The following is a 1,526-nucleotide window of genomic DNA, read 5'->3' on the forward strand; positions in this document are numbered from 1 at the left end:
TCGGGTTCGGGGAGGGCTTTGCGGTCGAGTTTGCCGGCCGGAGTCAACGGGATCGACTCCAACATCACGAACGCCGAGGGCACCATGTGCGCAGGCAGCACCGACGCCGCATGATCACGCAGCACACCGGCATCGAACGACGCACCGGCCACCGGCAACACATACGACACCAACACCGTCGACCCCGCCGCGGACTCACGCCCGACAGTGACCACGAAATCGACACCCGACACAGCCGCCAACACCGAATCGATCTCACCCAACTCGATGCGGAAACCACGCACCTTCACCTGAAAATCGCTGCGCCCCACATACTCCAACGCACCCGAGGCATTCCACCGCACCACATCACCGGTGCGATACATCCGCGAACCCGCACCACCGAACGGATTGGCCACGAACCGCTCCGCCGACAACCCCGACCGCGCGTGATACCCACGAGCCAACGCCGGACCCGCCAGATACAACTCACCCACCACACCCACGGGCACCGGATTCAACCGCGCATCCAACACCACCTCCGCGAAACCGATCGTCGGCGAACCGATATCGACCGACTCCCCCACCACCAACGCCGACGAAATCGACGAGAAAATCGTCGCCTCCGTCGGACCGTACGCATTGAACATCCGCCGACCCGGCGCCCACCGCGCCACCAACTCCGGAGCACACACATCACCACCGGTGACCACGACCTCCACCGAATCCAACCCCACCGGATCCACCGACGCCAACGCCGCCGGAGTCACGAACGCATGCGTGACCCGCTCCTCGGCGAGCAACGACGCCAACTCCACCCCACCGAACACCATCGCCGGCGCAATCACCATCGTCGCCCCACCCGAGAACGCCAACACGAACTCGAGAATCGACGCATCGAAACTCGGCGACGCGAACGCCAACACCCGAGACGACGGCCCCACACCGAACCGAACCCGCTCCTCGGCAGCCAAGTTCCCCACACCACGATGAGTGACCACCACACCCTTGGGCACACCAGTGGACCCCGAGGTATAGATCAGATACGCCGCATCATCGAGACGCAACACACCCGAACGCTCGGCATCCAACACCGGAGCAGGCGAAGCGAACGCCAGATCCGCCACCACATCGGCATCGTCGAGCACCACCCACGACACCCCACCCACACCCGCAACCGCATCCAGATGCGCACCCAACGTCACACCCACCACAGCACCGGAATCGACCAACATGTGCTCGATCCGATCCACCGGATAATTCGGATCCACCGGCAAGAACGCACCACCGGCCTTCGCCACCGCCCACACCGCCACCACAGACTCCACCGACCGCGACAACGCCAACGCCACGAACGACCCCGGACCCACACCACACGACATCAACACCCGCGCCACACGCGACGATGCCGCATCCAACTCCCCATACGAGAGCACCCGCGAACCCGACACCACCGCAACACCACCGACACCAGCAACACCGACCGCACCAGCCAACAACTCCGGCAACACCACACCCGCAACAGAACGCGGACCACGAACCGGAGC

The 1,526-nt window shown here is 64.5% G+C and carries 1 protein-coding gene; it reads right to left on the bottom strand.

What is annotated here, in order from left to right; all coding sequences use genetic code 11:
- Positions 1-1,526 (bottom strand): amino acid adenylation domain-containing protein (locus K414_RS25725; protein ID WP_152530338.1); only part of this gene is annotated, 1,526 nt, incomplete at both ends.

Source organism: Rhodococcus sp. JG-3 (assembly GCF_000482405.1).
GTDB lineage: Bacteria > Actinomycetota > Actinomycetes > Mycobacteriales > Mycobacteriaceae > Rhodococcoides > Rhodococcoides fascians.